8 protein-coding genes are annotated in these 13,192 nt (G+C 69.4%); 3 read left to right on the top strand and 5 right to left on the bottom strand.

Annotated elements, in window-relative coordinates; all coding sequences use genetic code 11:
• Nucleotides 1-206: 206 nt before the first annotated feature.
• The gene (locus OHN74_RS26635) at nt 207-1,397 is read right to left on the bottom strand and encodes an IS110 family transposase (protein ID WP_443060541.1); all 1,191 of its coding nucleotides are present in this window, start codon (nt 1,395-1,397) and stop codon (nt 207-209) included.
• A gap of 238 nt (nt 1,398-1,635) precedes the next feature.
• Between OHN74_RS26635 and OHN74_RS26630 the strand changes: the two genes are divergently transcribed.
• Nucleotides 1,636-1,824, top strand: a complete 189-nt coding sequence (locus OHN74_RS26630) for a hypothetical protein (protein ID WP_327697115.1) — start codon at nt 1,636-1,638, stop codon at nt 1,822-1,824.
• A 67-nt stretch (nt 1,825-1,891) separates the two neighbouring features.
• Here OHN74_RS26630 and OHN74_RS26625 read toward each other — a convergent pair whose 3' ends face one another.
• On the bottom strand, nt 1,892-2,539 hold the full coding sequence (locus tag OHN74_RS26625) for a TetR/AcrR family transcriptional regulator (protein WP_327697114.1): 648 nt from the start codon (nt 2,537-2,539) through the stop codon (nt 1,892-1,894).
• A 187-nt stretch (nt 2,540-2,726) separates the two neighbouring features.
• Here OHN74_RS26625 and OHN74_RS26620 point away from each other — a divergent pair, with 187 nt between their 5' ends.
• Together OHN74_RS26620 and OHN74_RS26615 are read left to right on the top strand one after the other, a co-directional pair.
• Nucleotides 2,727-3,659, top strand: coding sequence for an ABC transporter permease (locus OHN74_RS26620; protein ID WP_443060450.1), 933 nt, complete (start codon nt 2,727-2,729; stop codon nt 3,657-3,659).
• Complete coding sequence (locus tag OHN74_RS26615; RefSeq protein WP_327697113.1) at nt 3,652-4,485, top strand: ABC transporter ATP-binding protein; 834 nt, start codon at nt 3,652-3,654, stop codon at nt 4,483-4,485. The genes OHN74_RS26620 and OHN74_RS26615 overlap by 8 nt, the downstream gene beginning before the upstream one ends.
• Nucleotides 4,486-4,500: 15 nt before the next feature.
• Here the strand turns inward: OHN74_RS26615 and OHN74_RS26610 are convergent, their stop codons facing one another.
• The 3 genes from OHN74_RS26610 to OHN74_RS26600 form a co-directional block, all read right to left on the bottom strand.
• Nucleotides 4,501-4,944 carry a GtrA family protein gene (locus OHN74_RS26610; RefSeq protein ID WP_327697112.1) on the bottom strand — a complete coding sequence of 148 codons (444 nt, stop codon included), beginning with the start codon at nt 4,942-4,944 and terminating at the stop codon, nt 4,501-4,503.
• Nucleotides 4,945-5,076: 132 nt separating this feature from the next.
• Nucleotides 5,077-10,050 (bottom strand): NAD-glutamate dehydrogenase, encoded by a 4,974-nt coding sequence (locus OHN74_RS26605; protein ID WP_327697111.1) that lies wholly within the window; start codon nt 10,048-10,050, stop codon nt 5,077-5,079.
• Nucleotides 10,051-10,791: 741 nt separating this feature from the next.
• Nucleotides 10,792-13,143: an ATP-binding protein gene (locus OHN74_RS26600; RefSeq protein ID WP_327697110.1), complete on the bottom strand. Its 2,352-nt coding sequence runs from the start codon at nt 13,141-13,143 to the stop codon at nt 10,792-10,794.
• Nucleotides 13,144-13,192 lie beyond the last annotated feature (49 nt).

The following is a 13,192-nucleotide window of genomic DNA, read 5'->3' as shown; positions in this document are numbered from 1 at the left end:
GACGGGTCGGCGGGTGCGCGGGAGAGTCTGCTCCCCGGGCGGTGGTGCAGCCCGCTACACCACCGGTTCGGGAGCGCACTCCCTCGTGGCGGCGGGCGGCTGCCGGGATGGTTGATCTCGGAAGTTCACGGCTCCCCCGAAGTCCCCGAAGTCCCCGAAGTCCCCGAAGTCCCCGAAGTCCCCGAAAGGACTTCCCAATCGTGATGTCAAGCCGCTCCCGTGACGGGAGGTGAACCTTGATAGCACTGTCCGTCACGGATCATGGCCCACAGGACGTTGAGCCTGCGGCGGGCGAGCGCGAGCAGGGCCTGCTTGTGGCCCTTCCCCTCGCTCCGCTTGCGCTGGTAGTACGCCTTGGACGCGGGGCACGTCGTGGTGCTGACCATCGCCGAGAGATACATCGACCGCAGCAGGCCGCGGTGGTATCGCCTGGGCCTGCGGAGGTTGCCGCTGACGCGGCCGGAGTCACGGGGTCTGGGAGCGAGGCCGGCGAAGCCGGCCAGGCGGTCGGCGCTGCCGAAGGCATCCATGTCGCCACCGGTCGCGGCGATGAACTCGGCACCGAGCTTCGGGCCCATGCCGGGCAGGCTGCGGATCACCTCGGCGTGCGGATGCTCGCGAAACCGGGCCTCGATCAGGGCGTCGAGCTCGGCGATCTCCTCATCGAGGGCCATCACCCCCTTCGCGAGGCGGGCCACCATGGCGGCAGCCAGCTTCTCACCGGGCAGCGCGGTCTGCTGGGCCTGGGCGGCCTCCACGGCCGTCCTCGCGAGGACGGCGGCGCTGCGGACCTTGCGGTTCTTCAGCCAGGTCTCAATGCGCTTGGCACCGGCGCGACGGATCGCGGCCGGGGTCTGGTAGCCGGTCAGCAGCATGACCGGCCCCTTGTTGACCAGGTCCAGGGATCGCTCCAACGCGGGGAATATCTCAAGGAGTTGGGCCCGCAGACGGTTGATCTGCCGGGTGCGGTCGAAGACCACGTCCAGGCGCCGGTTGGTCAGCGTGCGCAGGTCGACGGCGATCTCGTCGCCGGGCCGCAGCAGGCCGAGGTCCCGGCGGACCCGGGCCTGGTCGGCGATGACGAAGGCATCCTTCGCGTCGGTCTTGCCCTCGCCCTTGTAGGTGGCCGAGGCGCGGTGGACCGCCAGGCCGGTCAGATAGGCCATGGGCTGGTCGTGGCTGAGGAGCAGGCCGATCAGCAGGGCGGCGCCACCGTGGTTGAGGTCGACGGCCCACAGCACGTCGGTGGATATCGCCAGGACGTCACCGATCAGCTGGAGCAGCTCGCTCTCGTCGTTGAGTACCCGGCGCGACAGCAGCCGTTCACCGTCCGTATTGATCACCACGCAGTGGTGATGTTCCTTGCCGATGTCCACTCCGGCCCAGATCTCGGGCACGGTCACCTCCGCCACCTCGCCGTCTCACCTGTCACCCGCAGACGACCTCGCCGACGTTGTCCTACAGCAGCGATCGGGTCGCGTCTCCCAATTGGCGGTCGAGTCGTCGCGGGGTCCCGGGCGGCCAAGTCCTTTGAGCCTTGCCAACGGCGCCGCCATGACAGCCATACCCAGAACCCCTGGGCCCTCCGATCTTACGAACGACCAGAGCAACCACCCTTGAAAGGTAGGACATCCCATGAAGGCATTGCTCTCGTCCCGTCCGGTCCTCTGGTTCCTGTTCCTCTTCAACCTCGCCGTGGCGGCCGTCGCGCCCTTCGCTGTCGACGGCGCACAGGGCATCGCGACCGCCGTGGGCATGGGAGTCGTGTCGCTGGGCGCGGGGTCGGCCCTGCTGAAGGGCCGGGGGCAGGTGCAGCGGGCCTGAGTCAGCGGCGGGAACGGGGGCGGGCGGTGACCATTGGTCACCGCCCGCCCCCGTTCCCGCACGTGTTCTACAGCGCCTTGAGCGCCGCTGTGGTCGCCCGGGCCAGCGCCGCCAGATACCCCTTCGGCAGCTTCGGACTGCGGATCACGACCGATCGCCAGTAGAGCGGCCCCGAGATCAGGTCGAGGGCCAGGTCGGCGTCGATGCCCCGGCGGACCTCACCCCGTTCCTCCGCCGCCGCGACGATCCCGCTCGCGACCCCGTCCTGTCCCTCCCGCAGCGCCTTCTGCATGGCGTCGGCGATCTCGGGATTGCGGGCGGCCTCCGCCTGGAGGTCGGGGATGACCTGCGAGGCCACCGGGTGGCGCAGCGCGCGTGACGTCAGCTCGTACAGCAGCCGCAGGTCGCCCTCCAGCGTGCCGGTGTCCGGCGCCGGCAGCCCCTGCACCGCGATCGCCGAGACCAGGTCGAGCACCAGGTGCAGTTTCGAACGCCAGCGCCGGTACACCGCCGTCTTGCCGACGCCCGCCCGGCGCGCGATGCCCTCGATGGACATCCGGGCATATCCGACGGCCGCCAGCTCCTCGAACACGGCTGCCCGGATGGCCTCCGTCACGTCCTCCCGCAGTACGGCGGCTCCGGCGGGGGCCCGGCGGCGGGTCCGTGCCGGTGCGGTCCCGGGCTCGTCGGTGTTCGTCGTCATACGGACCAGCATAGGGGCGTGACGACGAAACGGTTGCGTTCCGACGCCGAATCGGAATACGCTCCCGTCACGACGATACGGTCCCGTCCCGACGTAAGAGTATGGCAAGAATCGCGTAAGGAACCCAGGGAAACGGCGGGGGACGCCTGAAACGGGAACCGGTCGCGCCCCCTCTTCCCCCCGAGCGAAAGCAGCGGATGTGAGCCAGGCCCTCGACACACCGCCCCTGTCCACGCCACCCCCCTCGCAGGTCACGCAGGCAGGCGACCACCTCACGGCGCTCGCCGTCCGGTACGGCCTCTCGGTCAGCGGCGCCCGCCCCACCCTGCGCACGTACGTCAGCCAGCTGTGGGCGCGGCGCCACTTCATCACCGCGTTCGCCACCGCCAAGCTCACCGCCCAGTACAGCCAGGCGAAGCTCGGCCAGATCTGGCAGGTGATGACCCCGCTGCTCAACGCGGCGGTCTACTACTTCATCTTCGGCGTCCTGCTGGGCACCAAGCACGGGGTGCCGGACTACATCCCGTTCCTGGTCACAGGCGTGTTCATCTGGACGTTCACGCAGGGCGCGATCATGGCGGGCACCCGCGCGATCGCCGGCAACCTCGGCCTCGTCCGGGCCCTGCACTTCCCGCGTGCGGCCCTGCCGATCTCCTTCTGCATCCAGCAGCTCCAGCAGCTGCTGTTCTCGATGACCGCGCTGATCGTCATCCTGCTCTGCTTCGGCATCCCCGTCACCGCCTCCTGGCTGCTGGTCGTCCCCGCTCTTGCACTCCAGTTCGTGTTCAACGCGGGCGTGGCGATGATCATGGCGCGGATGGGCGCGTCGACTCCGGACATCGCCCAGCTGATGCCGTTCATCCTGCGCACCTGGATGTACGTGTCAGGCGTGATGTGGAGCCTCGACAAGCTGGGCAAGAAGGACAACCTGCCGCACGTGGTGGTGGTGATGCTGGAGACCAACCCGGCGGCGATCTACATCGACCTGATGCGCTTCGCCCTGATCGACAGCTACCACTCCAGCCAGCTGCCTGCGCACGTCTGGCCGATCGCGACCGGCTGGGCGCTGCTCGCGGGCGTCGGCGGTTTCATCTACTTCTGGAAGGCTGAGGAGACGTACGGCCGTGGCTGAGAACCCGAACAACATCCAGGACGAGACGCCGGACGAGCTGATCCCCACCGTCGTCGCCAACGGCGTCGACATCGTCTACCGGGTCAACGGCACGGGCGCCGGACGAGGCACCGCGACCGCCGCCCTCAACCGCATGATGCGGCGCAAACAGAGCGAGAAGGCGGCCGGTGTGCGCAAGGTGCACGCCGTCAAGAACGTCTCCTTCGTCGCCTACCGCGGCGAGGCCATCGGCCTGATCGGCACCAACGGCTCCGGCAAGTCCACGCTGCTCAAGGCGGTCGCCGGACTGCTGCCGGTGGAGAACGGCAGCATCTACACGGACGGCCAGCCCTCCCTCCTCGGCGTCAACGCGGCCCTGATGGGCGACCTGACGGGCGAGCGGAACGTCTACCTCGGCGGTCTCGCGATGGGCATGTCCCGGGAGCAGATCAAGGAGCGCTACCAGGGCATCGTCGATTTCTCCGGGATCAACGAGAAGGGCGACTTCATCACCCTCCCGATGCGGACGTACTCCTCCGGCATGGGAGCCCGCCTGCGCTTCTCCATCGCCGCCGCCAAGGACCACGACGTACTGCTGATCGACGAGGCGCTGGCGACCGGCGACCGCTCGTTCCAGCAGCGCTCCGAGGAACGCATCCGGGAGCTGCGCCAGCACGCGGGCACGGTGTTCCTGGTCAGTCACAACAACAAGTCGATCCGCGACACCTGCGACCGTGTCCTGTGGCTGGAACGCGGCGAACTCCGCATGGACGGCCCGACGGACGACGTACTGAAGGAGTACGAGGCCTTCACCAACCGCCCGTCGAAGCCCGCCCGGGCCGCCTGAGCCCGTGCCGGCCGACTAATGCCGGAACACCCAGGTCCGGTAGACGAGGAAGCGGAACGCCGAGGCGAGCACGATCGAGACGCCTTTCACCTCGTTCGACTCGACGGGCCCATGCAATCCCAGACCGTGATAACCGATGTAGAACAGCCCGCTTTCCATCGCGATGCCGATCGCGCTGAACACGAAGAACAGCGCGATCTGCTGCCTGGTACGTGAGGCCCTGTCCCGGTACGTGAAATAGCGGAAACCCAGATAGTTCGTGCCCATGGCGATGAGGCTGGCGAGGACCGTGGCCGTCATCGCCCGCCAACCCAGCCCGTGCAACAGCAGGTTGAAGACCAGGAAGTTCACCAGGACGCCGCTGCCGCCGACGGCTCCGAATTTCGCCGCTTCGAGGATTACGCGCCGCACCGGTCGGACAGGAACGGACAGCCGGTCCTCGGAGACATTCACACTCACGCCCGCGACTTTAACCGAGGCGTCCCGTCTAGCAGGAAAGGGTAAATTCCCTGTCTGCTTTTCTCTAACAGTTGTCAAGAAAAAGGGGCGCCCCCGGCCGTGACGGCCGGGGGCGCCTTGTTCGCACACCGCCTACGAATGGGACCGCAGCAGCGTCCGCATCGTCCGCATCGCGACCGACAGGTTCGCCAGGTCGAAGGCGTCCGAGCTCTGGATCTCCTCCAGGGTCGTGCGCGCCCGGCCCAGGAGTGCGGTGTTCTTCTCCTCCCACGCCTTGAAGCGCTGCTCGGGCGTCGACGAGCCGTTGCCGGCCGCGAGGACGTCCGCCGTGAGGGACGCGTGGGCCGCGTACAGGTCCTCGCGGATGGAGGCGCGGGCCATGGACTGCCAGCGGTCGGCGCGCGGCAGCTCGATGATGCGGTCCATCAGCTGGGTGATGTGGAGGCGGTCGGCGAGGTCGTAGTAGACCTCGGCCACGTCCATCGGGTCGCGGCCCATCCGGTCGGCGACCGAGACGATGTCCAGCGTCGGGAAGGCGGACGAGAAGCCCGCGACCCGGGTGGCGAGTTCGTCCGGGACGCCTGCGCCCGTCAGCTCGTCGTAGATCTTCTGGTACCACTCCAGATCCGCACCGCTCAGCAACCGGCCCAGCTGGGACCAGACCTGACCGACCCGCTCGCCGAAGAACTCGACGGTCTCCGTCAACTGCACCGGCTGCGGCCGGTTGTTGAGCAGCCAGCGCGTGCCACGCTCGACAAGTCGCCGCGAGTGAAGGCGGATCCGGGTCTGGACGGCGGCCTCGACCGTGTTGTCGAGCGCCTCGACCCCGTCCCACACCGCACCGGAGTTGAAGATCGCGCGAGCCGCGGTCTGCGCCCGCACCACCTCCTCCAGCGAGGCGCCGGTCTCCTCGCGCAGCCGGTGCAGGAAGCTCGTACCGCCCGTGTTGACCGTGTCGTTGACGAGAACCGTCGTGATGATCTCGCGGCGCAGCGCGTGCCCGTCGATCTGCTCGGGGAACTTCTTGCGCAGCGCGCTCGGGAAGTAGGCGTCCAACAGACGGCGCAGATACGGGTCTTCGGGCAGCGAGGTCTTCAACAGCTCGTCGGCGACCGTGATCTTCGTGTACGCGAGGAGCACGGCCGTCTCCGGACCGGTCAGCCCCTGGCCGCCGCCCAGGCGTTCGCGGATCTGCCGGTCGGTCGGGAGGAACTCCAGCGCCCGGTCCAGATGCCCTTCCCGGACCAGGTGGCGCATGAAGCGCTGCTGGGCGTGGAGCATGTCCTTGGACTGGGCGAGGGCGTTGGCGATGGCCGTGTTCTGCGCGTAGTTGTTGCGCAGGACGAGCTTGCCGACCTCGTCGGTCATCTGGGCGAGCAGCTTGTTGCGCTGCTTGACCGTCATGTCGCCTTCCACGACAAGGGAGTTGAGCAGGATCTTGATGTTCACCTCGTGGTCGGAGGTGTCCACGCCCGCGCTGTTGTCGATGGCGTCGGTGTTGATCTTCCCGCCGACCTGGGCGAACTCGATCCGCCCGAGCTGGGTGAGCCCGAGGTTTCCGCCCTCGCCGACGACCCTGACGCGCAGGTCGGCGCCGTCGACGCGGATGGCGTCGTTGGCCTTGTCACCGACGTCGGCGTGCGACTCCGTACTCGCCTTGACGTACGTGCCGATGCCGCCGTTCCACAGCAGGTCGACCGGCGCCTGGAGGATCGCCTTCATCAGGTCGGCCGGTGTCATCTTGCCGACCGCGGCCTCGATGCCGAGCGCCTCACGGATGTGCGCGTTGACCGCGATGGCCTTGGCGGAACGGGGGAAGACGCCGCCCCCGGCCGAGATCAACTGGCTGTCATAGTCCGCCCAGCTGGACCTCGGCAGCTCGAACAGGCGCCGCCGCTCCGCGTAGGAGGTGGCCGCGTCGGGCTTCGGGTCGATGAAGATGTGCCGGTGGTCGAAGGCGGCGACCAGGCGGATGTGTTCGCTCAGCAGCATGCCGTTGCCGAACACGTCACCGCTCATGTCACCGACACCGACGACGGTGAAGTCCTCGCTCTGGGTGTCGACGCCCAGCTCGCGGAAGTGCCGCTTGACGGACTCCCAGGCGCCGCGCGCGGTGATGCCCATGCCCTTGTGGTCGTACCCGGCCGAGCCGCCTGAGGCGAAGGCGTCCCCGAGCCAGAAGTTGTACGCCTGGGCCACCTCGTTGGCGATGTCCGAGAAGGTCGCCGTGCCCTTGTCGGCGGCGACGACGAGATAGGTGTCGTCCTCGTCGTGCCGTACGACGTCGGCGGGCGGCACGACCTCGCCGGCCACCAGGTTGTCGGTGATGTCGAGGAGCGCCGAGATGAACGTCCTGTAGCTCCTGACCCCCTCGGCGAGCCACGCGTCCCGGTCCTCGCTCGGATCCGGCAGCTGCTTGGCGACGAATCCGCCCTTGGCGCCGACCGGCACGATGACGGTGTTCTTCACCATCTGCGCCTTGACGAGCCCGAGGATCTCGGTACGGAAGTCCTCACGCCGGTCGGACCAGCGCAGCCCACCGCGCGCGACCTTCCCGAACCGAAGGTGGACGCCTTCGACCTTCGGCGAGTAGACCCAGATCTCGTACGCCGGACGCGGCGCCGGCAGGTCCGGGATGGCCTGCGGGTCGAACTTCATGGAGACGTAGTCGTGCGGCTTGCCGCCCGCGCTCTCCTGGTAGAAGTTCGTCCGCAGGGTCGCCTTGATGACGGTGAGGAAGGACCGCAGGATGCGGTCCTCGTCGAGGGAGGCCACCTGGTCGAGGGCGGCGTCCAGCTCCTCCAGGAGGGCGTCGGTCAGCTCGACGCCCGCCCGCTGCCGCTCCGGCGACATCCGCGCCTCGAACAGCGACACCAGCAGCCGGGTGGTGTGGACGTTGTTGCGGAGGGTGTCCTCCATGTAGTCCTGGCTGAACGTGGAACCGGCCTGCCGCAGGTACTTGGCGTACGCGCGCAGCACCACCGCCTGACGCCAGTCGAGGCCCGCGCTCAGCACCAGCGCGTTGAAACCGTCGTTCTCGGCCTGCCCCGTCCAGGTGGCCGAGAAAGCCTCCTGGAAACGCTCGCGGCCGTCGTCCCCGAGATAATCCCCGCCGCCGCTCAGCGACTTGGGCAGCCGGAGCCCGAAGTCGTAGATCCACGCGGTGGTCCGGTCCGAGCAGCGCAGCTCGTACGGCCGCTCGTCGATCACCTCGACGCCGAGCCGGTTGAGGACGGGGAGCACGGAGGACAGCGAGACGGACTCGCCTGTGCGGTAGATCTTGAAGCGGCGCTCACCGGGCGCGGCGCCCACCGGCTCGTACAGGCTCAGCGCGAAGTTCGTGCCGACGCCCAGCTTTTCGAGGTGGACGAGGTCGGCGACGGCGGCACGCGGCGTGTGGTCGGCCTTGTAGCCCTCGGGGAAGGCGTTCCCGTAGCGGCGCAGCAGTTCGGCGGCGCGCTCCTCTCCGCACTCGGCGTTGAGGGCTTCGCCGAAGCCGTCGGCCCAGGACCGGGCTGCCTCGACGAGTCGTGCCTCGATGCGCTCCTTGTCCTGGTCGGACAGCTGCGGCAGTTCGGTGCCCTGCGGTACACGGACGACGAAGTGCAGCCGCGACAGGATGGATTCGGTGTTCCAGGCGGTGAAGTCGACGTTGGTGCCGCCGAGTTCCTCCTTGAGGATGTCGATGATCCGCAGCCGTACGCCGGTGGTGTACCGGTCGCGGGGCAGGTAGACGAGGGCGGAGTAGTAACGCCCGTACTCGTCCTGGCGGAGGTAGAGCCGCAGCCGGCGCCGTTCCTGGAGGTAGAGCACCGAGGTGACGATCGTCCGGAGTTCGTCGGGCGGCGTCTGGAAGATCTCGTCGCGCGGGTAGGTCTCCATGATCTGGAGCAGATCGCGGCCGTCATGGCTGTCGGGCGAGAACCCGGCGGCCCGCAGCACCTCTTCGACCTTGCGGCGGACGACGGGCACCCGGCGCACGGACTCGGTGTAGGCGGCCGAGGAGAACAGCCCCAGGAACCGCCGCTCACCGACGACCTCACCGTTCTCGTCGAACTTCTTGACCCCGACGTAGTCGAGGTAGGAAGGACGGTGCACGGTGGCGCGGCTGTTGGCCTTCGTCAGGATGAGGAGTTTGTGCTCGCGGGCCTTGGCCCGGGCATCGGCGGGCAGCCGCTCGAAGGACGGGCTGACCGGGTGGCCCTCCTCCTCGGAGTGGTGCGGGTCGGCCCGCAGGATGCCGAGCCCGGTCCCGGGCACGGCGGCCAGCGAGTCGTCTCCGCGCAGTTCGTACTCGCGGTAGCCGAGGAAGGTGAAGTGGTCCTGCGCGAGCCAGCGCAGCAGTTCGCGCGCCTCCTCGACGTCCTGGTCGACCAGGTCGTCGGCGGTCGGCTCCTTGGGCAGCTCGTCGGCGATGCGCAGTGCCGCGTCGCGCATCTTCTCCCAGTCCTCGACGGCCTCACGGGTGTCGGACAGCACGCGCAGCAGGTCGTTGGTGATCTGCTTCAGATCGGCGCGGTCGGTCTCGCGGTCGATCTCGACGTGGATCCACGACTCGACGTGCGCGTCGTGCGGCAGGTCGGCGCCCCCGACGGCCGCACTCCCGGTGGCCTGGGCGGGAAGTACCTCGATGAGCCGGCCCGTCAGATCCCGTCGTACGACGAACTGCGGATGGATGACGAGGTGGATGCCGCGATTCTGCCGGGACAGCTCGTTGGTGACCGAGTCGACGAGGAAGGGCATGTCGTCGGTCACGACCTCGACGACGGAGTGCGTCGACGCCCAGCCGTTCTCCTCGACGGACGGGGTGTGCACCCGCACGCTCGCCGTACCCTGCGGACGCGTCTCGCCCAGCCGGTAGTGCGAGAAGGCCGCGCCGAAGACGTCCACCGGGTCGCGGCCGACGAGGTCCTCCGGGGCGGTGTGCAGGTAGTAGCGCTGGAGGAACGCGAGCACGGTGTCGTGGTCCCGGGTTCCGGGGTCTCCGCCGGGCAGGGTTGCACGTGTCGTCCCAGTCGGTAGGTGCCCCCCGACCGGGCTGTTCTCAGCTACCCGGGCGGCCCTCTCGAGCAGCTCGGCCTTGGCTTCGTCCAGCTTGGTCTGCATTGTCCTCTGACTCCTGTCGCGCGCCGTTGCGTGACGTAGAAGGAAGTTCGGTCCCTCTTCCGGTACAACGCCTCGACGCGGGGTCTCCGGTCTGTTCCGACGCTATGCCGCAGGGTGGGAAGAGCGGGGGGTTATCAGCCATTCTCGGCACCCTCGCGGAGTGTGACGCTGCTCTCGGCAACACCGGTCCGTGGGATGCGTACGGCGTCCTGGGAACCCTCGGGGTTCCGTCCCGCCCGCGCCGACCAGCGATCGCCACCCGGGCACGGATGTGGTCCGTGCATTCCGGGCGCAGGGCAGGGGCCATGACGCCCCCGCGACGTATCGCGCTGATCACGCCACCAGGCTATCGCTCATGACGGGGGCCACGTCATGAGCCATTTGTGTACAAAAGCGGGTGGGGAAGTTTGACATTCTGCACAGTGGAGAAAAAGGGAGGCCCGAAACGCCCCGAACGGCAGCGGCTGCCCCACCGACGAGGACAGCCGCCGAACCTCCGCGTCGCCCGGGGCGAACGGCGGGGTGCCTGCCATGACAGCCACGGGCCGTGGGGATTCTGACCAGCGTTGCCGACACCCGGCCGCTCAGCGGGATTCCCCGGGCGACACACCACGAGCATCGGGCACGACGGGCACCCGGGGGCCCGGATCCGGCGGAGATCGGCATACGGATTCGGCGGGACGGCGCCAGCGGACGCGCCCGTAGGTATACGTACGACAGGGTTGCGTACACCCCGCGCCGTCACCTCTCCGGTGTGGCCGGAACGACCTGGATCGCCGGGCGGATCGGCAGAGTCGGCAGGGCCGGAATCTCGCCGCGGGAGGTGACGCCCAGCTTGGCGAGGATGTGTTCGACGTGGGCGTCGGCGGTCCGCTTGGAGATCACCAGCCGTTCGGCGATCTCCCGGTTCGACAACCCTTGCGCGACCAGCGCGGCGACCTCCCGCTCACGCCGGGTCAGCGCGTCGACGCCCCGCGGCCCGGGCACCTTCCGCCGCGCCCCCGGCACCTCGGCGTCGGCTCCCACCGCGTCCAGCACGTCCTGCCCGGACAGCCGGGCCCCGACTCCGCGCCACCGCTCGAACTCCGCGTCCCCGAGCGCCTCGCGCACGGCCGCCCGTACGGTCTGCTGCTCCTCCAGCAGCGACGGCAGCAGGTCGACGGGATCGCCGCCCGTGCGGCGCGCGTGCTCGGCGTATCCGAGCAGCCAGGCCGCCCGTACCGGCCGCCCCTCGTGCGCCGCGTGCCAGCCGAGCACCAGCGCGCACATCGCGAAGACCAGCACCTCACCGAGTTCGCCCGCCGCGTCGAGGGCCCGCCGCAGGGAGACGGCGCTCTCCGCCCGCTCGCCCGAGAGCCAGCGGATGACGCCCTGCACCATGAGCGTCGACCCGTACAACTGCCGCTCCCCGGTGCCTTCCAGGTACGCCAGCCCGGTGGCGCACAGCTCCAGCGCGCCGGCGGTGTCCCCGAGCACGGCCCGCACGAGGGCACCCTCGTAGTGGACGACACCGATCCCGAGCCCGTCGTCCGTCTCGACCATCCGCAGCCGGGCCCTCTCCAGCGCGGCGAGCCCGTTCTCGACGTCCCCGCAGAGCGCGGCGAGCCCACCGAGATACGCCTCGGTGAAGAGCACGACCCGCTCCTCACCCACCCTCCGGGCGACCTCCTGGGCCTCCGGGAACCGCGCCAGGGCGGTGTCGAGATCCGCCGTCCACACGGCGAAGACCCCGGTCATCAACAGCCCCCAGCTCCGCGCCTCCGAGTCGCCGACGGCCAGCCCGAGCCCCTTGTCGATCCAGTACCGCCCCTCGGACAGGGTGCCGACGGCCCGCCAGTAGGGCCCGAGAAGAGTGGCCACCCACACCCCGCGCTCCGCGCGCTCCTCCCCGCCCTCGTAGGCATACCGCAGGGCGTCCCGTACGTCGGCGACCTCGTCGCGCACCTCCCGGTGCAGCCCGATCTGCGCGGAGGTGAGGAACCCGCCCCAGAACCGCTGGGCGAGGTTCTCGTAGTAGGCGAGGTGCCGCTCCCGTACGGCGGGCGCGTCCCCGGACTCGTCGAGCCAGTCGGCGCCGTACTCCCGGATGGTGTCCAGCAGCCGGTAGCGCCCGCCGTCCTCACCGACCCGCTGGACCACCGACTTGTCGACGAGCCCGATGAGCGCCTCCAGCACCCGCCCGACGGGCAACTCCCCTCCCCCGCACACCTGTTCAGCGACAGCCAGCCGGAAGGGCCCCGCGAAGACCGACAACCGGGCCCACAGCAACCGCTCCTCGGGCGTGCACAACTCGTGCGACCACCCGATGGCCGTACGGAGTGTCTGGTGCCGCGCGAGCGCCGTGCGCCGCCCACCGGTCAGCACCTCGAACCGGTGGTCGAGCCGCGCCACCAGCTCCTCCAACGACACGGCCCGCAACCGCACAGCGGCCAGCTCCAGCGCGAGCGGAATCCCGTCGAGCCGCCGGACGAGCGCGAGCAGCCGCTCCCGATCCCCCGGCTCCCCCTCCTGGTGGGACCGGGTGCCGACGGGGAACCGGAACCCGGGCACGGCGTTGCGCGCCCGCTCCAGGAACAACTCCAGCGCCTCGTCGGGGGCGAGCGGAGCCAGCTGCACACAGTGCTCGCCCGGCACGTCGAGAGGCTGCCTGCTGGTGGCCAGCACACTGACACCCTCGGCCTCGCGCAGCAGGATGTCGGACAGCATGGCGCAGGCGTCGACGAGATGCTCACAGGTGTCGAGCACGATCAGCAGCCGACGCCCCTGAAGATGGGCGACCACGGCGTCGACCGGCTCCATCCCGGGCTGCTCGGGCAGTTCCAGGACGGCGGCGAGCGTCGCGGGTACGAGTTCCGGGTCGCGCAGCCCGGACAACTCGGCCAGCCACACCCCGTCGGGAAACAGCTCCCCGAGCCCGGCGGCGGCCCGCAGGGCGGTACGGCTCTTGCCGACGCCACCCGGCCCGACGAGCGTGACAAGCCGAGCCTGCTCGAACGCGCCCCGCAGGAGCGCGAGTTCCTCGGTCCGCCCGACAAAACTGGTCAGCTCGACCGGCAGTTGCCCACCCCGCCGCTGCCCGAACCCGAACACCATGGTACGCGGGCGAACGCGGAGAGCGAACAGGGCGATGAGGCGGAACGCC

This window comes from Streptomyces sp. NBC_00459 (assembly GCF_036013955.1).
Taxonomy (GTDB): Bacteria; Actinomycetota; Actinomycetes; order Streptomycetales; family Streptomycetaceae; genus Streptomyces.
Note: the sequence above shows the minus strand (reverse complement) of the source record. Positions and strands in the feature narration are given on the sequence as shown.